The organism is Microbacterium sp. MYb72 (assembly GCF_002979415.1).
GTDB classification, from domain to species: domain Bacteria; phylum Actinomycetota; class Actinomycetes; order Actinomycetales; family Microbacteriaceae; genus Microbacterium; species Microbacterium natoriense.
This window is the reverse complement of sequence record NZ_PCOT01000001.1, coordinates 145,180-168,468: the sequence shown is the minus strand read 5'-3', so window position 1 is coordinate 168,468 and position 23,289 is coordinate 145,180. Positions and strand designations below refer to the sequence as shown.

Genomic DNA, 23,289 nt, shown 5'->3' with positions numbered 1-23,289 from the left:
TAGTGTTTCGGCGGCCATAGCGTGAGGGAAACGCCCGGTTACATTCCGAACCCGGAAGCTAAGCCTCACAGCGCCGATGGTACTGCAGGGGGGACCCTGTGGGAGAGTAGGACACCGCCGGACTCCTTTTAGTCAAAATGGCCACCCATCGCTGGGTGGCCATTTTGCATATACACGAACAAAACAGATTGTGCGCGCAGTACGTCGCACGCTCAGTGAGAAGAGCCACCCGTCACCGGGTGGCTCTTCTGCGTTAACGGATCTTCTCTGTCGACGCCGTGTGTGCCGTTGGAGCTTGTCAGCGGGCGATCGGCAGGCGAAGCGTCAGCACGCTGCCGGCGCCTTCCGCAGAACGGATCGACACATCGCCGCCGTGGCGGCGCATCACCGTCGCCACGAGCGTGAGACCGATACCTGAGCCGCTCACATCGCGTGCGTTCTGCGCACGCGCCAGTTCGTCGAACACAGTGGACAGTTCGGCGGAGGGGATGCCGCGACCGGCATCCGCCACCTCGATGACCGCCCAGCCGTCCTGTTCACGCAGACGCACCTCGATGGGGCCGGACTCGGAGTACTTCGCGGCGTTGCCCAGCACGTTGTCCAGCGCGACGGAGAGGAGGTCGACGTCGACGGAGAGCGGCGGGACCGCCCACGGGACCCGGGTGACGGCGAGGACGACCCTGGCGCCCGCGGTGGGGTTCTGCTGCGCGAGTGCGGTGACGGATTCGCTCAGCAGCTGCTCGAGGTCGACCTGCTCTCTGTCGAGTGGCCGGGTCTCCAGTTCGGCGAGCTTCCGCAGATCGCGGATGAGTGTGCTGAGCTTCGCGGCCTGGGCGTCTATCGTTCGCCATGCGTCGGTCTGCGAGCCGTCCTGAGCCGCGACGGCGGTCGCACGGATGGCAGTGATCGGGTTCTTCAGCTCATGATCGAGCCGGGCGAGGAAGCGCTGGTGGGTCGCGCGCTCGTGGAGGGCTGCCGCATCCGCCGCATCCCTCGCGCGCGCGTCGTTTCGGACGTCGCGGCGCCGGGCGCGGTTGCGCGCTACCAGCACGGTGAGCGGGACCGCGGACAGGACGAGCCCCGCTGCAAAGGTCGCGGCAGGAAGGGGCGTGCTCATCGTCAGGAGGCGCTCGTCTCCGGCCAACAGCATCCCGCCGGCCGTGAGCGTGCACAGCGCCACCGGTACGGCGGTCAGGATGCCCAGGGCGACGTCGGCGCGGCGGCTCATCCGGCCACGACCTTCGGGACGAACTGATAGCCCATGCTCTGCGCGGTCTCGATGAAGCGCCCGTCTCCCAGGACCCGTCGGAGCTCGGCGATCCGGTGATCGACGGCTCTGCTCGATGTGGCGAAGTCGAAGCCCCAGAGGGTGGAGAGGAGGCGCTCGCGCGTGTGGACCTCCTGCGGGTGGAGCATGAGGTACTCGAGCAGCGTCAGCGCCTTGGGCGTGAGCGTCAGTTCGGCATCACCGCGCCAGACCCGGCGAGCGGTGCGGTCGAGGGTCAGGTCGAGGGCACGCAGGCGCGGCGCGGAGCGGAGAGAACCGGCGCCCTGTTCGGTACGGCGCAGCACGGCGCGGATCCTCGAGATCAGCTCGTGAGGATCGAAGGGCTTGTTCAGATAGTCGTCGGCGCCTTCGTCGAGCGCGGCACTGCGCTCCCACGATTCGCCCACCTGGGTGAGCAGGATGATCGGCAGCCAGAGCTGGCGCGCACGTACGCGGCGCACGAACTCGCGCCCGTCGACATGGGGCATGAGCACATCGCACACGACGAGGTCGGGGGCGTCGCGCTCGACCTCGAGGAGGCCTGCGCGGCCGTCCTCCGCGATGCGCACGTCGAATCCGCTGCGCCCGAGGAACGCGCCGAGCGCCCCCGTGATCGCCTCGTCGTCGTCGACGATGAGGATCCGCGGGCGGTCCGGCGCGTCCATGCTCAGCCCTTTCGCAGCGTGTTGGACGAGCCGCTGTCGTGCACCGTCGGGGTGGCGCCCGACCAGAAGATCGAGCTCGCACTGCCGGTGACCGTGACGACACCGAGGTTCTCGGCGTACACGACGGTCCCGCTGCCCTCGAGCGTGAGCTCGTCGACGTCGTCGGCGATCACGACGCCCGCGTCGATCTCGATCACGAGCTCGGGGCATGCGCCCTCGACCCGGACGATCGCCCCGTCGGCGGTCAGCGGACCGTCAGGGCACGGCATCGTGGTGGTGGCCGCGGCGATGAGCCGATCGCGTTCCTCCTGCCCGTCGGCGCTCAGCCCGGAGGTCGCGGGCGTCTCGGCCTCCGGCGTCTCCTTCTCGGCATCCGGAGCCTGCGACGTCTGCTCCTGCGTGGGGGCCTTCTGCGAGGGTTCGGACGGATCGACGATCCCCACTGTGCATCCGGTCAAGCCCGCCGCGAGAAGGGCGAGGGAGAGGAGGGGCATCAGACGCGGTGCTCGCATGGTTCTATCCTCTCGTCTTTTCAGAGCGTCGCCGGGATGAAGATCTCCACCCGACGGTTGAGCTGCCGACCTGCGGGGTTGTCTGATCCGTCCACTTCATTGGGAGCGACGGGGCGGGACTCGCCGAAGCCCTCCGCCGTGAGCGACGCCGTCACGCCACGCTTCTCCAGACCCGCGACGACGGACTGGGCTCGGTCCTCGGAGAGCTTCTGGTTGGCGTCATCCGAGCCGATCGCATCCGTGTGGCCCGAGACCTGCGCCTGGGCGACGGACAGCGAGCCGAACACCTCGGCGACGGCATCCAGGGTGGTGGCCGCGTCCGGGCGGATATCGCTCCGATCGAAGTCGAACAGGACACCGTCGTCGAAGGTGAGCGTCGTGCCGCAGGATTCGATCGGGGCGAGTGCGCCCAGGGGAGGGAAGGAGCCGAGCTTCGGCACGGGAGGGAGCTTGTCGGCGTCGACGGTCTCGCCGTCGACGAGCGCGGTGCCGTCTCCGAAGTTCTGGATGCTGATCCTGCCGTCGGAGTAGTTGCCGGAGCCGTCTCCGAAGTTCTGGATCGTGACGGTGCCGTCGGAGAAGTTGCCGGAGCCGTCTCCGAAGTTCTGGATCGTCACGGCGCCGTCGGAGTAGTTGCCCGACCCGTCTCCGAAGATCTGCACGGTCTTCGTCGCGTCGGAGTAATTGCCGGAGCCGTCTCCGAAGTTCTGGATCGTGACGGTGCCGTCCGAGTAGTTGCCGGAGCCGTCTCCGAAGTTCTGGATCGTGACGCCGTTGATCGTGGAATTGCCGGACCCGTCTCCGAAGTTCTGCACGGTGCCGTCTGCGCCGGTGAACGTGCCGGAGCCGTCGCCGTAGAGGAACGACGTGCCGTTGCCGGACACCACGCCGCCCGACGCATCGCAGTGCGCCGGGGTGGCCGTGACGCCGGGGATGTCGGAGAGCGCGTCGTTCACCTCGATCGTGAAGGCGGATGCCGAGGTGTCGAGCAGCGCCAGGTCGGGGAGCACGAACAGCGGCACGGCAGGGAACTGTCCCACGTCGTACCCCGGCACCACGGAGGTCCGGGGAGCGGAGGCCGACGGAGTGGACGATGCGGGCGGCTTCTTCCCGCCGGAGGCCGGCTCGGCTGCGCAGCCGGTGAAGAGGAGGGTCGCGGCCAGGCCGAGAACGAGGCCGCGGCGACGGATGGTGCTGGTCGAGGAGGTCATGCTTCGACAGTAGCCAGTGGGTGTGGCGGGACTGTCGCCATCGTGTCGCAGGTCTGCGACATTCCGATACTCAGCGTTTCAGGCGGGACTCCAGCGTCGCCGCGGTGTCGCGCACGGCATCCGCCAGAGCGCTCTCGTCGAGGTCGCCGTCCGCCCAGGTGACGGCAACGGCGGCGATCGGCCATCCGGCGTGATCGCGCACCGCGACGCCCACGCTGCGCAGCCCGTCGGCGACCTCGCTGTCTTCCGTGGCGTATCCGCGGCCGCGCACCTCGCGCAGGAGCTCGCGGAGCTCACCCGGCTTGCGGGGGCCTAGGCCGGTGCGGTCGGGGAACGAGGAGGCGCTCGGGTAGAGCGCCCGCACCTGCTCACGGGGAAGGGATGCGAGCATGGCGCGTCCCGACGCCGTCAGGTGCGCGGGGAGCCGCACGCCGACGTCGGTGATCAGCGCGGGCCGTCGAGGAGCGCGCTCCTCGACGATGTAGAGCACGTCTCCGCCGCTCATCACGGCGAGGTGCGTGCTCTCGCCGAGGCGATCGGAGAGGGAGGCCACGAGCGGACGCCCGAGACGGGCGAGGGGCTGTTGCCGTGCGTAGCCGCCGGCGAGCTCGAACGCCGAGGTGCCGAGACCCCATCGCCGCTCCTCGCGGAGATGGAGGACGAAGCCGTGCGCGGCGAGCGTCGTGAGCAGGTGGTACACGGTCGACCGGGGGAGTGCGAGCTCCCTGGCGATGGCGGATGCCGCGACCGGCGCCGGTCGTCCGGCGAGGTAGCGCAGGATGCGGAGCGTGTTCTCCGCCGCCGGAACCTGGGCGGAGGCGGCATCCGATATGTCTGGTATCACAGACAAAGGATGCCATGAACCGGTGCCGCGCGCGACCGCGACGGTGTGGAATCGACGTATGAGTGATCAGTCCCCCGTTCTCGTCGGCGTCGAGCCCCTGCGCCACGCCGACGTCGTCGCCGTCGCCCGACACGGCGCCCCCGTCGTCATCGCCCCCGAGGCTCTCGCCCGCGTCGCCGAGACCCGCACCGTGATCGACGGCCTCGCCGCGGACCCGAACCCGCACTACGGGGTCTCCACGGGCTTCGGCGCGCTCGCGACGACGTTCATCGCCCCCGAGCGCCGCCTGCAGCTGCAGGCCAGCCTGATCCGCTCGCACGCCGCCGGCACCGGCGCGGAGATCGAGCGCGAGGTCACGCGCGGCCTTCAGCTGCTGCGCCTGCAGACGCTCGCCTCGGGGCGCACCGGCGTGCGACCGGTCGTCGTCGAGACCTACGCGGCACTCCTCAACGCGGGGATCACCCCGATCGTGCGCGAGTACGGCTCGCTCGGCTGCTCCGGCGACCTCGCGCCGCTCGCGCACATCGCGCTCGCCACCATGGGCGAGGGAGACGTCCGCGACGCCGCAGGCACGCTGCTCCCGGCATCCGAGGCGCTCGCCGCTGCGGGGATCGAGCCGCTCACCCTCGTCGAGAAGGAGGGCCTCGCCCTCATCAACGGCACCGACGGCATGCTCGGCACCCTGGTGCTCGCACTGCATGACCTGGAGGAGCTCCTGGTCACCGCCGACATCGCGGCCGCGATGTCGATCGAGTCGCAGCTCGGCACCGACGCCGTGTTCGCCGCCGACCTCATGGCGCTGCGTCCGCAGGTCGGTCAGGGAACCTCCGCCGCGAACCTGCGCGCGTTCCTCGGCGACTCCCCGATGGTGCACAGCCACAAGGGCCCGGAGGACGGCCGCGTGCAGGACGCCTACTCGCTGCGCTGCACGCCGCAGGTGCACGGCACCGCGCGCGACACCGCAGGTTACGCGGCGACCATCGCCGACCGCGAGCTCGCCAGCGTCATCGACAACCCCGTGATCACGCTCGACGGACGCATCGAGTCGAACGGCAACTTCCACGGCGCCCCGGTCGCGGCGGTCCTCGACTTCCTCGCCATCTCGGTCGCCGATGTGGCCTCCGTCTCCGAGCGCCGCACCGACCGCGCCCTCGACCCCGCGCGCAACCACGGCCTCCCGCCGTTCCTCGCCGACGAGGTCGGCGTCGACTCCGGTCTCATGATCGCGCAGTACGCGGCGGCCGGCATCGTGTCCGAGCTCAAGCGCCTCGCCGTCCCGGCATCCGTCGACTCCATCCCGTCGTCTGCCATGCAGGAGGACCACGTGTCGATGGGCTGGGCGGCCGGACGCAAGCTGCGCCGAGCGATCGACGGCCTCGGTCGCGTCCTCGCCATCGAGATCCTCACCGGCGCGCGCGCCCTCGACCTGCGCGCGCCCCTCCAGGCCGGAGCGGCCACCGGGGCCGTCCGCGACCTCGTCCGCACGGTCGCCGCCGGCCCCGGCCCCGACCGCTTCCTCTCTCCCGAGATGGAGGCCGTGACCGCCCTCGTGCAGTCCGGCGCCATCGCACGCATCGCAAAGGAGCACGCGAAATGAGCACCACCCACACGAACATCCGGGCGCCGCGCGGCAACGAGCGCACCGCCAAGAGCTGGGGCGCCGAGGCCGCCAAGCGGATGCTGATGAACAACCTCGACCCCGAGGTCGCCGAGCACCCCGAGGACCTCGTGGTCTACGGCGGCACCGGCAAGGCCGCCCGCAACTGGGAGGCGTACGACGCGATCGTCCGCACGCTCGACGAGCTCGAGCCCGATGAGACCCTGCTGGTGCAGTCGGGCAAGCCGGTCGGCGTGTTCCGCACGCACGAGTGGGCTCCCCGCGTTCTCATCGCGAACTCCAACCTCGTCGGCGACTGGGCGAACTGGCCCGAGTTCCGCCGTCTCGAGCAGCTCGGCCTCATGATGTACGGGCAGATGACGGCCGGGTCGTGGATCTACATCGGTTCGCAGGGCATCCTGCAGGGCACCTACGAGACCTTCGCCGCCGTCGCTCGCTCGCTCGGACGGGAATCGCTCAAGGGCACCCTGTCGCTCACCGGCGGCGCCGGCGGGATGGGCGGCGCGCAGCCGCTCGCCGTCACGATGAACGACGGCGCCGTGCTCATCGTCGACGTCGACGAGACCCGTCTGGCCCGTCGCGTCGACCACGGCTACCTCGACGTCTACTACACCGATCTCGACGAGGCCATCGCTCGGGCGGTCGCCGCCAAGGAGGCCGGCGAGGCGCTGTCCGTGGGCATCGTCGGCAACGCGGCCGAGGTCTTCCCCGAGCTGTTCCGTCGTGGCGTCCCGATCGATATCGTCACCGACCAGACCAGCGCGCACGACCCGCTCGCCTACCTGCCGATCGGCATCTCGGTCGAGGACTGGAAGGCCGAGGCCGAGCGCGACCCCGAGGAGTTCACGCGTCGCTCCCGTCTCTCCATGGCGGCGCACGTCGAGGCCATGGTGGCCTTCAAGGATGCGGGGGCCGCGGTGTTCGACTATGGCAACTCGATTCGCGCGGAGGCCCAGCTGGGCGGCTTCGACAGGGCGTTCGAGTTCCCCGGCTTCGTGCCGGCGTACATCCGCCCGCAGTTCGAGGAGGGGCGTGGCCCGTTCCGCTGGGCTGCGCTCTCCGGCGACCCCGAGGACATCCGCAAGACCGACCGCGCGATCGCCGAGCTGTTCCCCGAGGATGCCGCTCTGCACCGCTGGCTGGAGAAGGCCGGCGAGAAGGTCCACTTCGAAGGTCTTCCCGCCCGCATCTGCTGGCTGGGCTACAAGGAGCGCCACCTCGCCGGACTCAGGTTCAACGAGATGGTCGCGTCGGGCGAGCTGTCGGCTCCGATCGTGATCGGCCGCGACCACCTCGACTCCGGCTCCGTCGCCTCGCCGTACCGCGAGACCGAGGCCATGAAGGACGGCTCCGACGCGATCGCCGACTGGCCGCTGCTGAACGCGCTGCTGAACACGGCATCCGGCGCCTCCTGGGTGTCGCTGCACCACGGCGGGGGCGTCGGCATCGGTCGTTCGATCCACGCCGGTCAGGTCACCGTGGCCGACGGCTCAGCGCTCGCCGCCGAAAAGCTCGAGCGCGTGCTGACGAACGACCCCGGCACCGGCGTCATGCGCCACGTCGACGCCGGCTACGAGCACGCCCGCGAGGTCGCCCGTGAGCGCGGCCTCAAGGTCCCGATGCTCTGACTGTGACAACCTCATGAGAGGTCAGAGGACGTCTCTCCGGACCCCCGGCAGGCGACGCTCTCTGACCTCTCACGGAAGGGAGACCCCGGATGACCGTGCTGATCACGAACATCGGCGAGCTGACGACCAACGTCCGCTCGGCCGACGGCGACCCGACCGGAACCCTGCACGACGCCGCCGTCCTCATCGACGACGGGCGGATCGTCTGGGTCGGCGCTGCGGCCGATGCCCCTCAGGCCGACGAGACGGATGACGCCGGCGGCGCCGCGGTCATCCCCGGATTCGTCGACAGCCACAGCCACCTCGTGTTCGGCGGCGATCGCGCCGTCGAGTTCGAGGCGCGGATGGCGGGGCAGAAGTACGCGGCGGGAGGCATCCGCTCCACGGTGGCCGCGACCAGGGCCGCGACGGACGATGAGCTGCGTGCGCGTCTGCGCGGCTTCATCGAGGAGCTGCGCGCTCAGGGAACGACGACCGTCGAGATCAAGAGCGGCTACGGACTGAGCGTCGTCGACGAGGAGCGGCTCGTCCGCCTCGCCGCCGAGGTGACGCCGGAGGTCACGTTCCTCGGCGCGCACGTGGTGCCCGCCGAGTACGCGGACCGCGGCGACGAGTACGTCGACCTCGTCACGGGGCCCATGCTCGACGCCTGCGCTCCCCACGCGAAGTGGATCGACGTGTTCTGCGAGACCGGTGCGTTCTCGGTGGAGCAGTCCCGCCGGGTCCTCGAAGCGGGCATCGCCCGAGGACTCGCTCCGCGCGTGCATGCGAGCCAGCTCGGCCCCGGCGACGGGGTGCGCCTCGCCGTCGAGCTGGGCGCGGCATCCATCGACCACGGCACCTACCTGACGGATGCCGACGTCGAGGCGCTCGCAGGGTCCGACACGGTGCTGACGCTGCTGCCCGGCGTGGAGTTCTCCACGCGCCAGCCGTACCCCGACGCCCGGCGTCTCATCGACGCGGGTGTGACGGTGGCGCTCGCGTGCGACACCAACCCCGGGTCGAGCTTCACGAGCTCCATGCCGTTCTGCATCGCCGTCGCCGTCCGCGACATGGGGATGACGCCGGCCGAGGCGGTCTGGGCCGCCACCGCCGGAGGCGCGGCGGCGCTGCGCCGCGACGACGTCGGCGTCATCGCCCCTGGGTATCGTGCGGATCTCGTGCTGCTGAAGGCCCCCACGCGCATCCACCTGGCGTACCGTCCCGGCGTGCCGCTCGTGGACCAGGTGTGGAAGGACGGGGTCGTCGTCGCCTGAGCGGACGACGACGACCCCGACCGCTCATTCGAGCGCGCGAGCGCAGACCACTGCCGCGGCGGCCGACCAGGCCTGCGGGCGGCACGCGGCAGGGTAGGGGACAGGGCGCCCGCCGGGCACCCTCTCGTCGCCGGCGTGCAGTTCGGGGACCCGGTAGTCGAATCCCTCGGCGACGTCGATCAGCTGCGCCGCGACCGCACGCGCCTCGTCGGCGAGACCGGCGCGCAGCATGCCGTGGACGGCGATGGCCGTGTCGTGGGTCCACACGCTGCCGCCGTGATAGCTCAGCGGCCAGTAGCCGGCGGCTCCGGTCGAGAGGGTCCGGATGCCGAAGCCGCTGGACATCGATCGGCCCGTGAGCAGAGCCGCGCAGGCGCGCTCCTCCTCGGGGTCGAGGATGCCGGTGCCGATCAGGTGGCCGATGTTGCTCGTCAGGGAATCGACCGCGGCCCCGTGCGCATCGAGTGCGATGGCGGGATAGTGCCCCTCCTCGGTGCGCACCCAGTACGCGGCGCGGAAGCGGGCCCGCAGATCGGCCGCCCACTCGCGCAGTGCGGTGCCGCCCGTCTCTCCCAGCTGATCGAGCAGCCCGGCCCCGCGCACCGCCGCCTCGTAGGCGTACGCCTGCACCTCGCTGAGGGCGATCGGACCGTCGGCGAGCCGGCCGTCGCGCCACTGGATCGAGTCGCCCGAGTCCTTCCAGCCCTGGTTGGCGAGGCCGTGCCCCGACTCGTCGGCGTAGTCGATGAAGCCGCTGCCCGAGGCGTCCCCGTGCACGATCATCCAGTCGAGCGCCGCACGCAGGGCGGGAAGCAGCTCGCGCAGCTCGTCGTCTGGCATCCCCGCGTCCCGCGCGTCGGCGAGGAGGCACACCCACAGCGGCGTCGCGTCCACCGTGCCGAAGTAGAGGGGCGGCAGGTGCACGCCCTCGTTCGGCAGGGAGAGGATGCCGCTGCGGAGCTCATGCGGGATCTTTCCAGGGGCCTCCGCCGAGTCGGCATCCGTCGTCGTCCCCTGCAGGCGGGCGAGCACCCGCAGCGTCGAGGCCGCCATCTCCGGCGCGGCGGCGAGAGCCAGTCGCGCCGCCCAGATCGAGTCGCGGCCGAACAGGGTGAAGAACCACGGGGCGCCCGCGGCGTAGAACGCATCGTCGGGGTGGTCGGGCAGAGCCAGCCGCAGCGCGTCGAGATCGGCGGTCGCCCTGTCCAGCCAGCGGGACGCTCGGGGGTCGACCGGGGAGGCGAGCCGGTGGGGTTCCGCGGGGGCGGCGGCGGAGACGACGAGCGTCGGATCGTCCATGGTCACCGACCAGGAGAGATCGAGCGAGCCGTGCGGCGGTATCACCGCACCCCAGGTCATCGTGATGCCGTGCTCGTCGGCGGTCACGGTCGCTCCGGCGGCGGCGAGCGTGAAGGACGCCTCGTCGGCACGGCAGACCGCGCCGTCCCACGACCAGGACGCCTCGGCGGAGAGCCCGGCCTTCACCTCCTGCATGGGCGCGAAGTCGGGGACGATGCGCACCGTGAGGTCGACGGGCACACCGTCGTCGAGGTGAGCGGAGACGCGGAGACGCTCCGAGAACGCGCCGGCCGTCACGGTGCGCTCGCGGTCGAGCCGCACCTTCGGGTCGGCCGAGTCGTCGTCGATGCCGCGCAGCACGTCGACGAGGAGCACACGGCGGGGGGTGGGGGAGGCGCAGCCGATCGATTCCAGCTCGGTGCCGCGCACGGCGACGTCGATCGCTCTGATGTGCCGCATGTCGCCGTGATAGACCCCGTGGATGGGTGCGGTTCCCATGCGCCCCTCGGCGTCCGACCACACCTGGGTCGGCGCCTCGAGGGCGATCACTGCGTCGTGCAGCAGCGGTTGCAGCGGCGGGGTGGGGGTCATTCCTTGACGGCTCCTTCTGTGGTGTTCATGATGCGGCGCTGGAAGATGAAGAACATCACGGCGACGGGGATCGTCATGAGGAGCGCCGCCGCGAGCTTGATCGGGTACTGCGTGCCCTGGCTGAGCTGGCCGCTCGCGAGCGAGGCGACGCCCTTCGTCAGCGTGGTCAGAGCGGGATCGTTGGTGGACACGATGAAATGGCTCAGCTCGTTCCACGAGCCCTGGAACGACAGGATCACGATCGTCACGAGCGCCGGGGTCGCCATCGGCAGGACGACCGACCAGAACAGCCGGAACGTGCCGGCTCCGTCGATGCGCGCCTGCTCCTCGACGGAGACCGGGATCGACTCGAAGAAGTTCTTCATGATGAAGACTCCGGCGGCGTCGACGAGCAGCGGCAGGATCATCCCCGCATAGGAGTTGAAGATCCCGAGCTGGTTGATCACGAGGAACTTGGGGATCAGGAGCACGACCGCCGGCACCGACATGACGGCGACCAGAGCCGCGAAGACGACGCCGCGACCTCGGAAGTGCAGACGTGCGAGCGCGTACCCCGCGAGCGAGTTGAAGAAGACCCGGCCCGCCGTCACGAAGATCGTCACGATCGCGCTGTTGACGAACCACGACGGGAAGTCGGAGTTCGCGAACAGGCGTTCATAGGCCGCGAAGGTCCACACCTGGGGGATGAGCGAGATGCCGCTGGATGCCGCGTCCTCGTCGGTCTTGAAGCTCGTCGCGACCTGGACCAGGAAGGGGTAGATGTAGATGAGCGCGAGCCCGATGAGCACGGCGTACAGCACGATCTGCCAGGTCAGCTGCTTGCGGGAGAGCCTCATGATGCACCGCCCTTCTCCGTGACCTGGTAGGCGCGGATGCGGCGCTGGGACACGGGGCGGTCGCGCAGCACCCAGCGCTGCACGAGGGTGAAGACGACGATGATCACGAAGAGGATGAAGGCGATCGCGGCGCCCTGGCCCCACTCCTGGTTGTTGAACGCCGACTGGTAGGAGAGGTAGGCGGGCGTCAGCGTGGTCTTGCTCGGCGCGCCGCGGGTTCCGGCGTAGATCTGGTCGAAGACCTGCCAGCATCCGATGAGGCCGAGGGTCAGGACCGTGAACAGGGTCGGCCGAAGCTGGGGGAGGGTGATCCGCCAGAAGCGCTGCCAGCCGTTCGCGCCGTCCATCATCGCTGCCTCCTCGACGTCGCCGCCGAGGTTCTGGAGCCCGGCGAGGAAGAGAAGCATGAACGTCCCGGACGTCGTGAAGACCGCCATCAGGATGTAGGCGCTCATCGCGATGGACGGGCCGGAGAGCCAGTCCCACCAGGAGACCCCCAGCATCCCGCCCTGGGCGAGCGCAGCGGGTCCGCTGTCGCCGAGGAGGAGATGCAGGATGCCGCGCGGATCGTTGAACCAGTTCGGCCCGTTGAGGCCGAACCAGGACAGCACGTCGTTGACCGCTCCGCTCGCCGAGAACAGGAACATCCACAGCACGGTGATCGCGACGGAGCTGGTGACGGAGGGGAAGTAGTAGGCGGTGCGGAAGAAGCCGCGGCCGCGCAGCATCGCCCTGTTGACGAGGACCGCGAGGAACAGCGCGAGCGCCGTCTGCAGCGGCACCACCAGCACGACGTACCAGGCGTTGTTGCGCAGCGCGGTGCCGAAGTCCTTGGTGGCGAGTCCGCCGTCGGTGAGGACCGCGGCGTAGTTGTCGGCGCCGACGAACGACACCGAGCCGGCGAGGGGGCTTCCGCGGCCCGCCCAGTCGGAGACGCTCACCCACAGCGCCATGAGCACCGGGACGAGGAGGAAGACGCCGAGGATGGCGATCACCGGCGCGGTGAACAGCCACCCGGCTGCGGCCTCGCCGCGGCGGAGCCCGGAGGATCCGCCGCGACGAGGCGTGGCCAGAGCGGTCATGGTTACTTGACGACCGCTTCGAGGTTGGACTGGACGGAGTCGAGGATCGTCGCGGGGTCGGCGGTCTTCAGCGACTCGAGCTGCGCGTTGAAGTCGGAGACGACGTCGGCCGCCCCGTCCTGGTTCGGCGGGAACTGCGCGTAGTCGGCGCCGGCGAGGAAGGGGGCGAGGGCGGCGTTGTCGGCCGTCCAGGCGTCGGCTGCCGACTTGATCGAGGGCATGGGGCCGAACGCCTTCGAGAAGGCCAGCTGGCTGTCGGCGCTCGTGAGGTACTCCACGAGGTCGAGGGCGGCCTTCTGGTTGGGGCTGTCGGCCGCCATGCCCCAGCAGTTGGTGAACTGCAGGGTGCCCTGGCCGCTGGGGCCGGCGGGGAGCTCCGCGACGGTGTAGTCGACGGACGAGTAGTCGTTGGTCATCGCCCCGGTGATCCAGTTGCCTTCGATCACCATCGCGGCGGAGCCCTTGCCGAGTGCCTCCCCGCCCCATCCGGCGCCGACGTCCTTGGCGAAGGCGAAGGTGCCGTCCGCGAGGTGCGACTTCACGTAGGTCAGAGCGTCGACGTTCGCCTGGTCGCTTGCGATGGCCTTGCCGTCCTTCACGAGGCCGCCGCCCGCCTGCGCCATGAAGGTGCCGACGCGCTGGTACTCGGCGCCGAACGCGAGGCCCACGTGCTCGGGCGTCGTGAGCTTCTGCGCGACGGAGGCCAGGTCGTCCCAGGTCTTCGGCAGATCGGCGTCGGTGAGGCCGGCATCCGTCCACATCTTCGTGTTGATGACGAGCGCGAGGGTGGAGAAGTCCTTCGGCGCGCAGTAGAAGTCGCCGTCGACGGTGAAGTTCTCGACGAGCGAGGGGTAGAAGTCGTCCTTGTTCTTCAGGTCGTCTCCGTAGGCCTTCAGAGAGCCGTTCGATGCGTAGCCGGCGATCTGGTCGGTGGAGAGATAGAAGAGGTCGGCGGGCTTGCCCGCGGCGAACCCCTGGGAGAGCTCCTGGTTGAGGTCGCTGGCCACCTGGAGGGAGGTCTTCGTGCCGGACTTCGCGGTCCAGTCGTCCAGCGCCTTCTGCACGGCGGCGGTCTCGGCATCGCCCGAGGAGCCGATGAGGACGGTGAGCGCGTCGTCGGAGGAGGTGAGGCCGCCGGCATCCGGCTTCGCGTCTCCTCCGGAGAAGCCGGATCCGCAGCCGGTGAGCACCAGGGTGCTGCTGATCAGCACCGCTCCGGTGCCGAGGACTGCGCGTGTGATGTGCCGTGTCATGGTCTCTCTCCTTTGATGAGTCACTGCGGGCGACGGCCGCGTGCGGCTCGTGCGAGTTCGGGAAGGGTAGGAATTTGAACGATCAAATCCTGTGTGGAATAGGCTAGGGGCGAGGGCGCGGAAGTGTCAACCCCGCACCTGTGACCCAGGCCGTGAACGAGGAGGTGCGATGGCGAAGGCGCCCACTGTCGAAGACGTCGCCGAGCACGCCGGAGTCTCCCGCCAGACGGTCTCGAACGTGCTCAACACGCCAGACATCGTGCGTCCGGCCACGAGGGAGCGCGTGCTCGCCGCCATCGACGCCCTCGGCTACCGACGCCATGCCGCCGCGCGACAGCTCCGACTGCGGCGCAGCTCGACCATCGGCATCCGCCTCGACCCCTACGTCGGCGGCATCTCCGGAGTCGTGCTCGACAGGTTCGTGCACGCCATCACCGAGCACGCGAGTGAGCGGGGCATGCGCATGCTCGTCTACGCCGCTCGCACTCCGGAGGAGGAGATCGCCCGCCTCGCGGAGCTGTGGGAGGGGTCGGAGATCGACGCGGCGATCATCACCGGCACCATGCGCGACGACCCCCGCGTGGGCCGGCTCGACGATTCGGGACTGCCGTTCATCTCGTTCGGACGGCCGTGGGGAGAAGACGACATCGCCGACCCGCGGCACCTGTGGGTCGACGTCGACGGCGCGGCCGGCACCCGCGCGGCGACGGAGCACGCGCTGACCTTCGGCGGCCGTGTCGCGTTCCTCGGCTGGCCATCCGGCTCCGGCACGGGCGACGACCGCGAGCGCGGGTGGATCGAGGCGATGCGCGCGGCCGGCGCGAAGGGTGCGCGGGTCGTCGCCGACGACTCGGTGCCGCAGGTGAGGGCGAGCGTCGCGCGCGCCCTCGACGAGGGACTGGATGCCGACGCCGTCGTCTGCGCGAGCGATTCGCTCGCCGTCGGCGCTCTTCTCGCGCTCTCCGACGCGCGGCGGTCGGTTCCCGTGATCGGCTTCGACAACACCCCGACCGCGGAGGCGCTGGGGTTCTCCAGCGTCGAGCAGCGCCCGGAGGACGTGGCCGCGGCCATCCTGGAGCTCATGATGGGCCCGACGGGCGACGTCGTCGCCCCCCGCCGTGTCCAGTCAGGCTCGGCGCACGCCCTGATCACCCCTGAGCTCGTGGTGCGCTGACCGCATCGAGCACGTGCGCGAGGCGCTCCTGCGGATCGCCGGAGACGACCAGGAGAGCAGGCAGGGCTCCGTCGCGTTCGAGGTCGTCGACGATCTCCAGGAGCGCATCGTCCATCGCGTCCCTCAGCTCGGGGTCCTCATCGTCGGGGACGAGGATCGGATGCCGCCTGTCGAGGGGGAGCACGACGACGAGGTCGATCTCGCGCATGGAGGCGGCGGCGATCTCCGTGGCTCTGGCGAGAAGAGACCCGTCGCTGCGCCCCAGGGACTCCAGGGCGGTGAGATAGGCGACGAAGTCCAGTGGCCCCCGCTCGGACACGACGGAGGGCTCGTGCGCGGTCTCGCGCAGCCGTGCGGCGGTGACCGACAGCTGTGCGGCGAAGCTGCGCTCTCCGGTGGGGGCGTCGTCGTCGATGTCGTCGAAGGGGTCGCCGAGCACGAGGTACTCGGGCAGCGCGGCGCGGAGGTCGGCGATCAGGGTGCTCTTGCCGCTCGCGTGGGTTCCGGAGACGACGATCCTCATCGTCGGGAGTGCAGTCCTGCGAGCAGCTCCAGCACGCAGAGCGCGGCGAGGCGGACGGTGCGGGCGTCGTCGGCGTCCGCCGTCGCGTCGACCTCCGCCAGGTCGGCGCTGACGACCCGGGGGTCCGCGGCCACGGCGCGCGTCAGCGCACGGAGCTCCCAGGCGGCGAGCCCGCCGGGGATGCTCGCAGGGCACCCCGGCGCCACCGAACGGTCGCACACGTCGACATCGATGTCCAGGTGCACGCGGGGCGCGGCCCCGGCCCCGGCGATCTCCAGCGCCTCCGCGACGACGTCGTCGATGCCGCGGCGGCGCAGCTCGTCGAGCGTGATCACCCGGATGCCCCAGTCGGCCGCCCGCTTCGCGTACGCCGCGGAGTTCGCGAAGTCGGCGATGCCGATCTGCACGATGTGCGCGGGGTCGATGCGCGAGGTCTCCACCGTGGCCGCAGCGGGAGCGTCTTCGACGAGTCTGCGCACGGGCGTGCCGTTGGAGACGCCGTCGCGCAGGTCGAAGTGCGCGTCGAAGGTGATGAGGCCGGTGGCCTCGGCGCCGAGGGCCACGGGGTAGGTGAGGGAGTTGTCGCCGCCGAGAGCGATCACGAGTTCGGCGGATGCCGTGAGCTCCCGCACGCGGGAGATCACATCGGACTCTCCCTCGTCGCCGTCCGGCTCGTGGACGTCGCCAGCGTCGGCGATGCGCAGCGCCTCGTTCAGATCGACGATCGGCGGCCCCATCAGCGTGGCGCCGTAGCGGGGCAGCGCCTCGCGGATCGCGGCCGGGGTCGCGTGGGCGCCGGTCGGGGAGAGCGAGGTGCGCCACACCGGCACGCCGAGCAGCACGGCATCCGCCGTGGAGTCGAAGGCCGGCCAGCCACCTGCGCGCGGCCAGAGGGGATCGTGCGACAGTGCCATGGTTCAGACTCCGGGGATCAGGGCGTGGGCGATGGTGAAGATGGCGAGTCCGGCGAGAGCGCCGACGACGGTGCCGTTCAGACGGATGTACTGCAGGTCGCGTCCGACCATGAGCTCGATCTTCTCCGTGGTCTCGGCCGGGTCCCAGCGTTCGACGGTGTCGGTGATGATCGAGGCGATGTCGTGCCGGTAGCGGTCGACGAGGAAGACCGCGGCATCCGAGACCCAGGTGTCGACGCGGTGCTGCAGCGCGGCATCCGTCGTGAGGCGTTCGCCGACCTCCTGGAGCGCCTGCACGAGCCGTCGCCGAAGTCCGCTCTCGGGGTCGGCGAGGGCGGAGAGGAGCCCGTTCTTCGCCGTGTTCCATGCCTCGGCGGCGAGGGCGCCGACCCGAGGGCTGTCGAACAGGGAGGCCTTCGCGTTCTCGAGCTTGGTGCGGGTCGCAGGGTCGTGCTGCAGGTTGTCGGCGAGGCGGGTGAGGTAGCCGTCGATCGCGAGCCGGGCGGGATGCCGGGGGTCGGCCTTCACCGCGTTCACGAACCGCACGGCCTCGTTGTAGGCGGTCTCGTCGACGAATCGATGCGCCAGACGAGGCACCCACGAGGGCAGGCGGCGGGAGATGAGTCCGTTGAAGGCGACGGCGTTGGCGTTCAGCCAGGTGGCGATGCTGTCGACGGCGAGGTCGACGGCGCCGTGGTGGGCGTCGGCCGCGACGATCTTCTCCAGCCACACTCCGGCCGGTGTGCCCCACTCCGGGGCGACGAGGTGCTCGCGGGCGAGGTCGGTGATGAGGTCGCGCACGTCGTCGTCGCTGAGGGCGTTGAGCACCGCGGTGGCGACCGTCGCTCCCTCCGTGCCGACGCGTTCGGCGTGCGCGGGCTCGCGCAGCCACTCGCCGGCCCGCAGCGCGATCGGGGTGCTGGAGAGCTTCGTGCGCACGACGTCCGCTGCGAGGAAGTTCGTCTCCACGAACTCTCCGAGCGTGCGGCCGATCTCGTCCTTGCGGCTCGGGATGATCGCGGTATGCGGGATCGGGATGCCGAGCGGATGCCGGAACAGCGCCGTCACGGCGAACCAGTCGGCCAGGGCGCCGACCATGCCGCCCTCGGCTGCGGCGCGCACATAGGAGAGCCAGCCGACGCGCTCCTGAAGGGCGAAGGCGATGACGAAGGCGAGCGCCATGAAGATCAGCGCGCCGAGCGCGACGGCCTTCATGCGGCGGAGCGCGCGCAGTCGGTCCTGGTCGGCGGGGGAGAGCTGCGTCATCGGCGTTCGCGGCATGGAGTCATCCTTTCACGCGATCACCGGGCGGGGCGTGGTCGGGGGGATGAAGCGTCTCGGCGCCCAGACAGGATCACCTGTGTAGTACCATCACTACATTCTGAATCGAGGTGCACGATGTTCACCATGAGCGCTCGAGAGTTCAATCAGTCCGTCGCGCGTGCGCAGCGTGTCGCCGACGGTGAGCCGGTGCTGATCACCAGGCGCGGCGAGCCGGCGTATGTGCTGCTCAGCATCGAGGAGTACGAACGGATCGTTCCAGCCCGACCGGGGTCGATGCTCGAGCTTCTCGCGATGCATGATGACGACCTCGCGCACGACGACGGCGCGTTCGACCGCATCATCGACGAGATCGTCGCCGACCGGAAGAACGACTTCGGTCGCCCTCCGATCGAGTTCTGACCGATGTATCTGGTCGATACGAACACCTTCTCCGAGGCGCGGCGCGGGGGAGAGCTCGGAAGCGCTGCGCGGACGTGGATGGAAGGAGTGGTCCCTGACGCCCTGCACATGAGTGCGATCACGGACTACGAGTTGGAGCTCGGAGTTCTCGGACTTCACAGACGCGACCCGCAGCAGGCGAGGGCGCTCAGGCAGTGGTTGAGTGTGATCCGCCAGAGCCTCGGCCCGCGGATCCTCCCCGTCTCTCCCGAGATCGCGCGGACGTGCGCCGCGCTCAACGTGCCGAATCGGCGGCCGTGGGCGGACGCGCTCATCGCCGCCACCGCACTGCATCACGGGCTGACCGTCGTCACTCGCAACGAGAAGGACTTCGACGTCCCCGGGCTCGCGGTGATCAACCCCTTCTCAAGCTGATCGGCCGGCGTCCGGCCCACGCGAGTACGCTCGATTCCGTGATCGAAGACATCAAGAAGCGCGCCCTGCACCGCACCAGCATCCTCGAGGGCCAGATGCGCGGCGTCGCGCGGATGATCGAGAACGAGGAGTACTGCATGGACATCATCACGCAGTCCCGTGCGATCCAGAAGTCCCTGGAATCCCTCAACAGGCTCCTGCTGGAGAACCACCTGCGCACGCACGTCACGCACATGTTCGAGGAGGGCGGCGACGAACGCGACAAGGCGGTCGTCGAGCTCCTCAAGGCGTTCGACTTCGATTCGAAGTAGACGACTTGATCGCACGTTGATTCGTGATCTCGCAACGGAAATCGTTGCGAGAGGCCCAACTGGCATCGGTTTTCGCTGTACCTGATGCGATTCGTGTGTTTGACTGTCCCCCAGTGATTCTCAATGGGGAGGCTTCATGCCCGATTCCACCGGCGGCGTCAGCATCGACGGCGTCACCAAGCTCTACGGCGCAGCCACGGCCGTCGACCATCTGACTCTCGACATCCGGCCCGGCGAGTTCCTCTCCCTGCTCGGGCCCTCCGGCTGCGGCAAGACGACGACGCTCCGGATGATCGCCGGGTTCGAGTATCCGGATGCCGGCGACATCCGCATCTCCGGTCGCAGCGTCCTCGATCTGCCTCCGCACAAGCGCGAGGTCAACACCGTGTTCCAGGCCTACGCGCTGTTCCCGCACATGACCGTCGCCGAGAACGTGGCGTACGGCCTGCAGCAGCGCAGGGTGCCCAAGGCTGAGCAGCGCGAGCGCGTCGCCGAGGCTCTCGACATGGTGCAGTTGCGCCGCTTCGCCGATCGCAAGCCCACCCAGCTCTCCGGAGGGCAGCAGCAGCGCATCGCCCTGTCGCGCGCGCTGATCAACCGGCCCAGCGTGCTCCTGCTCGACGAGCCACTCGCCGCCCTCGACCGTCAGCTCCGCGAGGAGATGCAGCTCGAGCTCAAGCTGCTGCAGGCGAGGCTCGGCACCACGTTCGTCTTCGTCACCCACGATCAGGCCGAGGCGCTGTCGATGAGCGACCGCATCGCGGTGATGCGGGCCGGCCGCATCGAACAGCTCGCCGAGCCCGCGGAGATCTACGCCGAACCGGCATCCGCGTACGTGGCGTCCTTCATCGGACAGCAGAACTTCGTGCACGGCGCCGTGCGCGCCGACGGCTCCTCCCTCGACACCGGGATCGGCGTGATCGGCGGACGATGGGGTGGGGAGAGGGTCGCATCGGGGCAGGCGGCGGTGGCCGCGATCCGGCCGGAGTACGTGCGCCTCGAGGCGGAGGGAGAAGCCGGCATACCCGGTCGCGTCCTCGGGGTGTCGCACCTCGGCGAGACCCTGCAGGTCGCCGTGCAGGTCGGCGGCGAGTCCACCTTCCTCTCGAGGATGCCCGCCCCCACGGCGCCGCGGATCCAGGTGGATGACGATGTGCGCTGCGTATGGGATGCCGCGGACGTGCGGCTGTTCGCCGCCGACGGCATCCCCACCACGGCGACGCACGTCATCGCACTGCCGAAGGCCGCCGCATGACCGGGGCGCCCCCGGTGCGCGTGCTGGCGGACCGCGGCGCGGCGCACATCATCCGCACCGAGCTGACCAGGCGAGGGTTCCTCGCGACGGCGCTCGCCGCGACCGGGACGGTGCTGTTCACCGCGTGCGCTCCCGGCCAGGTCGGCGCGGCCCCGCAGGCTCATGGCGGTCCGCTCGAGGACAAGCTGTCGATCTACACGTGGAGCGACTACGACGCCCCCGAGGTCCTCGATGCGTTCAGCGCGAAGAAGGGGCCCAGGATCGTCGTCGACGCCTTCAACTCGAACGAGGAGCTGATCGCGAAGCTGGTCGCGGCTCGGGGCACCAGCGGATACGACATCGTCGTGCCCAGCGGCCTGTTCGTCACGCCGATGGCCGAGAACGGGCTGCTCGAGGAGCTCGACCTCGACCTGATCCCGAACTTCGCCACGATGAATCCGAACTTCATCCACCGCTCCTTCGACCCCGACAACCGGTACTCGATCTGCAAGGCATGGGGCACGACCGGCTTCGTCTACGACCGCCGCGTCATCACCAGGGAGCTGACCGACTGGGCGGACTTCATCGATGCGGCGCAGAACGAGGCGTCGGGCAAGGTGTCGCTGCTCGACGATCCCGCTCCGATGTGCGGCATCTACTTCTGGTCGCACGGCATCGACTGGAACACCACGAAGAAGGCAGACCTCGACGCGTGCGAGAGATTCCTCGTGAAGGAGCTCGCCCCGCACGTCTCGACCTTCGACTCCGCGCCGGGAGGGCAGGTGATCCCGCAGGCCTCCGCCGCGCTCGTGCAGTCGTACAGCGGCGACGCGCGCACCGGCATGAACGAGTCCGACGACCCCGAACGCTGGCAGTGGGTGCTCGGCGCCCCCGCCACCGAGCTCTGGATGGACAACTGGGCGATCGCCAAGGGCGCACCGCACCCCGAGGCCGCCCACGCGTTCATCGACTTCATGATCGCGCCCGACGTGCAGCTCGCGCAGGTCGACTACATCGGCTACGACACGGGTGTGCAGGGCACGCAGAAGAAGGCGGAGGACGCCGGGCTCGAGAGGCTCGACATGGTCTACTTCGACGACGCGCAGGTGGAGACGATGCACGAGCAGGAGTTCACCGAGGCACAGGAGCGGATCGTCTCGATCTGGAACGCGACGAAGGCGGCCGCCGGTGCGTAAGCTCAGGATCCGCTTCGGCCTCGCCCTCCCCGCGTGGGTGTGGCTCATCATCTTCTTCCTCGTGCCGATCGGCGTGGTGATCTGGTACAGCTTCGGATACAAGCCCAGCATCTTCGCCACGAACTCGAACGACAGGCTGTCGTTCGACCGCTACGTCGAGGCGCTGTCGCCGACCTTCTTCACGACGTTCCAGAACACGCTCTGGGTCGGCGTCACCGGCACGCTGCTGTGCCTCCTGATCGGCGCGCCCGTGGCCTACTGGATCGCGGTGAAAGCCGCTCCGTCGCGGAGGGGGATGCTCCTCGCCCTCGTCATGGTGCCGTTCTGGACGAACTTCCTGGTGCGGACCATCGGATGGCAGGTGATCCTCGCCCCCGAGGGGTGGCTCTCGCAGGCGCTGCAGTTCATCGGCGTCATCCCCGGCCCGCTCGAGATGCTCAACACCAGAGGGGCGGTGCTCCTCGGCGTCGTCTACAACTACCTGCCGCTGATGATCCTCCCGCTGTACGTCGCGTTCGACCGCGTCAGCGGACCGCTGCGCGAGGCGAGCAAGGACCTCGGCGCGAACAGCGTCACGACGTTCCTGCGGGTCACGGTGCCGATGGCGCGCCCCGGGATCATCGCCGGCATCCTTCTGGTGTACATCCCTCTCATGGGCGACTACATCACCGCGACCGTGCTCGGCGGCGCGAAGGGCAACATGGTCGGCCAGATCGTCGCCAGCCAGTTTCAGACGGCGCAGAACTGGGCGCTCGGTTCGGCGATGGCGGTGCTGCTCATCCTCACCATCGCCCTGTCGATCGGGGTGGCGGCGCTGCTGCTGTGGCTCGTCACGATCCCGGTGCGACGACGCAACCGGCTCATCCTCGGGGAGGCATCATGACCAGGCGCGGCATCGCACGACACCTTCTGCCGATCTGGGCGACTCTGGTGTTCCTCTTCCTGTTCCTGCCGATCATCGTGATCATCGTGTACTCCTTCAACGTCGGTCGGCTGCTCGTGTCGTGGGATCACTTCGGGTTCGACTCGTTCGCCGCCATCGTCACGAAGCCCGCGATCCGCGACGCCGTCCTGGTGTCTCTGCGCACGGGCCTGCTCGCGGCGGTCTTCGCGACCGCCCTGGGAACGCTCGCGGGCATCGCCATGGCGCGGACGCCCGGCAGGTGGGTCGGCTGGTTCCTGGCGATGCTGCTGCTGATCTCGGTGACGCCGGAGATCGTGGACGCGGTGGCGCTGCTGCCGTGGATGGTGTTCCTCGGGCAGGACCTGGGGATGAGCGTCTTCAACGACGGCACGGTGCGGCTCGTCGTCGGGCAGTCGCTGTTCTCCATCGCGATCGTGTCGTACATCGTGCGGGCGAGGCTGGTGGGTCTGGACGCGCGGCTCGAGGAGGCGTCCGCGGATCTGTACGCCCCGCCGTTCCGCACGTTCATGAAGGTGACGCTGCCGCTCGCGATGCCGGCCGTGCTCGCCGGATTCCTGCTCTCGTTCACACTCGGGCTCGACAACACCGTCGTCTCGGCGTTCGTGCAGGTCTCGGGCACGACCCCGTGGCCGGTCTACGTGCTCAGCGCGCTGCGCAGCGGCCTGCGCCCCGAGATCGCCGCGGTGTCGACGATCATGCTGCTCGTGACGCTGCTGGCGCTCGCGCTGGTGGCCGTGGTGCTGAAGAAGGCCGGCGACTCCGCGACCGACATCGCCCGCACGATGGCGGGCGGCTGAGGGTTCACCTCCGAACGCGAGAACTCCTCCCGAACCTGTGCGGCTCGGGAGGAGTT

At 69.7% G+C, this 23,289-nt stretch carries 23 protein-coding genes and 1 rRNA gene; 12 read left to right on the top strand and 12 right to left on the bottom strand.

The window, feature by feature from the left end:
• Positions 1-6 precede the first annotated feature (6 nt).
• Positions 7-123 (top strand): 5S ribosomal RNA (gene rrf, locus CQ047_RS00775).
• 175 nt (positions 124-298) lie between these two features.
• Here the strand turns inward: rrf and CQ047_RS00770 are convergent.
• The 5 genes from CQ047_RS00770 to CQ047_RS00750 all read right to left on the bottom strand — a co-directional run bounded on the left by CQ047_RS00770 (position 299) and on the right by CQ047_RS00750 (position 4,505).
• Entirely contained in the window at positions 299-1,228 is a 930-nt protein-coding gene (locus CQ047_RS00770) for a sensor histidine kinase KdpD (protein ID WP_105672370.1), read from the bottom strand.
• Positions 1,225-1,932, bottom strand: coding sequence for a response regulator transcription factor (locus tag CQ047_RS00765; protein WP_105672369.1), 708 nt, complete (start codon positions 1,930-1,932; stop codon positions 1,225-1,227). Before CQ047_RS00765 ends, CQ047_RS00770 begins: the two co-directional genes overlap by 4 nt.
• Before the next feature lie 2 nt (positions 1,933-1,934).
• Positions 1,935-2,444, bottom strand: a complete 510-nt coding sequence (locus CQ047_RS00760) for a DUF3060 domain-containing protein (protein ID WP_146114243.1) — start codon at positions 2,442-2,444, stop codon at positions 1,935-1,937.
• 20 nt (positions 2,445-2,464) lie between these two features.
• Entirely contained in the window at positions 2,465-3,655 is a 1,191-nt protein-coding gene (locus tag CQ047_RS00755; RefSeq protein ID WP_105672367.1) for an OmpA family protein, read from the bottom strand.
• Between the two features lie 70 nt (positions 3,656-3,725).
• A complete protein-coding gene (locus CQ047_RS00750; protein WP_181155785.1) occupies positions 3,726-4,505 on the bottom strand; it encodes an IclR family transcriptional regulator in 780 nt (259 codons plus the stop codon).
• A gap of 52 nt (positions 4,506-4,557) precedes the next feature.
• On the opposite strand from CQ047_RS00750, the gene hutH reads away from it, so the two are divergent.
• The 3 genes from hutH to hutI all read left to right on the top strand — a co-directional run bounded on the left by hutH (position 4,558) and on the right by hutI (position 9,001).
• The gene (gene hutH / locus CQ047_RS00745) at positions 4,558-6,096 is read left to right on the top strand and encodes a histidine ammonia-lyase (RefSeq protein ID WP_105672365.1); all 1,539 of its coding nucleotides are present in this window, start codon (positions 4,558-4,560) and stop codon (positions 6,094-6,096) included.
• A complete protein-coding gene (gene hutU, locus CQ047_RS00740) occupies positions 6,093-7,745 on the top strand; it encodes a urocanate hydratase (RefSeq protein WP_105672364.1) in 1,653 nt (550 codons plus the stop codon). The genes hutH and hutU overlap by 4 nt, the downstream gene beginning before the upstream one ends.
• Positions 7,746-7,834: 89 nt before the next feature.
• Complete coding sequence (hutI, locus tag CQ047_RS00735) at positions 7,835-9,001, top strand: imidazolonepropionase (protein ID WP_105672363.1); 1,167 nt, start codon at positions 7,835-7,837, stop codon at positions 8,999-9,001.
• 24 nt (positions 9,002-9,025) lie between these two features.
• On the opposite strand, the gene CQ047_RS00730 is transcribed toward hutI, so the two are convergent.
• The 4 genes from CQ047_RS00730 to CQ047_RS00715 are packed head-to-tail and all read right to left on the bottom strand — an operon-like array spanning position 9,026 to position 14,062.
• Complete coding sequence (locus tag CQ047_RS00730) at positions 9,026-10,891, bottom strand: glycogen debranching N-terminal domain-containing protein (protein WP_105672362.1); 1,866 nt, start codon at positions 10,889-10,891, stop codon at positions 9,026-9,028.
• Positions 10,888-11,727 (bottom strand): carbohydrate ABC transporter permease, encoded by an 840-nt coding sequence (locus tag CQ047_RS00725; protein ID WP_258132419.1) that lies wholly within the window; start codon positions 11,725-11,727, stop codon positions 10,888-10,890. Before CQ047_RS00725 ends, CQ047_RS00730 begins: the two co-directional genes overlap by 4 nt.
• A complete protein-coding gene (locus tag CQ047_RS00720) occupies positions 11,724-12,809 on the bottom strand; it encodes a carbohydrate ABC transporter permease (protein ID WP_105672361.1) in 1,086 nt (361 codons plus the stop codon). The genes CQ047_RS00725 and CQ047_RS00720 overlap by 4 nt, the downstream gene beginning before the upstream one ends.
• Before the next feature lie 2 nt (positions 12,810-12,811).
• Positions 12,812-14,062 (bottom strand): extracellular solute-binding protein, encoded by a 1,251-nt coding sequence (locus CQ047_RS00715; RefSeq protein ID WP_105672360.1) that lies wholly within the window; start codon positions 14,060-14,062, stop codon positions 12,812-12,814.
• A gap of 169 nt (positions 14,063-14,231) precedes the next feature.
• On the opposite strand from CQ047_RS00715, the gene CQ047_RS00710 reads away from it, so the two are divergent.
• On the top strand, positions 14,232-15,236 hold the full coding sequence (locus CQ047_RS00710) for a LacI family DNA-binding transcriptional regulator (RefSeq protein WP_105672359.1): 1,005 nt from the start codon (positions 14,232-14,234) through the stop codon (positions 15,234-15,236).
• Here the strand turns inward: CQ047_RS00710 and CQ047_RS00705 are convergent.
• The 3 genes from CQ047_RS00705 to CQ047_RS00695 are packed head-to-tail and all read right to left on the bottom strand — an operon-like array spanning position 15,211 to position 17,954.
• On the bottom strand, positions 15,211-15,759 hold the full coding sequence (locus CQ047_RS00705) for an AAA family ATPase (RefSeq protein ID WP_105672358.1): 549 nt from the start codon (positions 15,757-15,759) through the stop codon (positions 15,211-15,213). The genes CQ047_RS00710 and CQ047_RS00705 overlap by 26 nt on opposite strands.
• Positions 15,756-16,673, bottom strand: coding sequence for an arginase family protein (locus tag CQ047_RS00700; protein ID WP_105672357.1), 918 nt, complete (start codon positions 16,671-16,673; stop codon positions 15,756-15,758). Before CQ047_RS00700 ends, CQ047_RS00705 begins: the two co-directional genes overlap by 4 nt.
• 3 nt (positions 16,674-16,676) lie before the next feature.
• Positions 16,677-17,954: a DUF445 domain-containing protein gene (locus CQ047_RS00695; RefSeq protein ID WP_105672356.1), complete on the bottom strand. Its 1,278-nt coding sequence runs from the start codon at positions 17,952-17,954 to the stop codon at positions 16,677-16,679.
• 126 nt (positions 17,955-18,080) lie between these two features.
• Here CQ047_RS00695 and CQ047_RS00690 point away from each other — a divergent pair, with 126 nt between their 5' ends.
• The 7 genes from CQ047_RS00690 (at position 18,081) to CQ047_RS00660 (ending at position 23,233) form a co-directional block, all read left to right on the top strand.
• On the top strand, positions 18,081-18,356 hold the full coding sequence (locus tag CQ047_RS00690; RefSeq protein WP_223586092.1) for a type II toxin-antitoxin system prevent-host-death family antitoxin: 276 nt from the start codon (positions 18,081-18,083) through the stop codon (positions 18,354-18,356).
• A 3-nt stretch (positions 18,357-18,359) separates the two neighbouring features.
• Entirely contained in the window at positions 18,360-18,770 is a 411-nt protein-coding gene (locus CQ047_RS00685) for a type II toxin-antitoxin system VapC family toxin (RefSeq protein WP_105672354.1), read from the top strand.
• A gap of 38 nt (positions 18,771-18,808) precedes the next feature.
• The gene (locus tag CQ047_RS00680) at positions 18,809-19,081 is read left to right on the top strand and encodes a metal-sensitive transcriptional regulator (RefSeq protein ID WP_105672353.1); all 273 of its coding nucleotides are present in this window, start codon (positions 18,809-18,811) and stop codon (positions 19,079-19,081) included.
• A gap of 136 nt (positions 19,082-19,217) precedes the next feature.
• Positions 19,218-20,336, top strand: coding sequence for an ABC transporter ATP-binding protein (locus CQ047_RS00675; RefSeq protein WP_105672352.1), 1,119 nt, complete (start codon positions 19,218-19,220; stop codon positions 20,334-20,336).
• On the top strand, positions 20,333-21,511 hold the full coding sequence (locus tag CQ047_RS00670; protein ID WP_105672351.1) for a spermidine/putrescine ABC transporter substrate-binding protein: 1,179 nt from the start codon (positions 20,333-20,335) through the stop codon (positions 21,509-21,511). The genes CQ047_RS00675 and CQ047_RS00670 overlap by 4 nt, the downstream gene beginning before the upstream one ends.
• Positions 21,504-22,394 carry an ABC transporter permease gene (locus CQ047_RS00665; RefSeq protein ID WP_105672350.1) on the top strand — a complete coding sequence of 297 codons (891 nt, stop codon included), beginning with the start codon at positions 21,504-21,506 and terminating at the stop codon, positions 22,392-22,394. Before CQ047_RS00670 ends, CQ047_RS00665 begins: the two co-directional genes overlap by 8 nt.
• A complete protein-coding gene (locus CQ047_RS00660; protein ID WP_105672349.1) occupies positions 22,391-23,233 on the top strand; it encodes an ABC transporter permease in 843 nt (280 codons plus the stop codon). Before CQ047_RS00665 ends, CQ047_RS00660 begins: the two co-directional genes overlap by 4 nt.
• Positions 23,234-23,289: the final 56 nt, after the last annotated feature.